Below are 218 nucleotides of genomic sequence, written 5' to 3'. Positions count from 1 at the left end.
GATCTCACGGTGCAGTTCGCGCAGGGCCCCAACCACACCCTGGACGACGGCACCGAGGTGTTCTGGCCCTACAAGCGCGACCCGCACACCCTGGCCCGCCCCTGGGCGATCCCCGGCACCCCCGGCCTGGAGCACCGCATCGGCGGCATCGAGAAGCAGGACGGCACCGGCAACATCTCCTACGACCCGGCCAACCACGACCACATGGTCCGCACCCG

Annotated in this window: 1 pseudogene; it reads left to right on the top strand. The window is 70.6% G+C overall.

From position 1 onward, the window contains the following. A pseudogene (locus V5O46_RS31775) lies at window positions 1-218 on the top strand (2-oxoacid:acceptor oxidoreductase subunit alpha); the annotation flags it as partial.

It is taken from the genome of Streptomyces poriticola (genome assembly GCF_036689765.1).
Lineage (GTDB): Bacteria > Actinomycetota > Actinomycetes > Streptomycetales > Streptomycetaceae > Streptomyces > Streptomyces poriticola.
The sequence above is the reverse complement of the archived record's forward strand: the minus strand, read 5'-3'. Positions and strand labels throughout refer to the sequence as shown.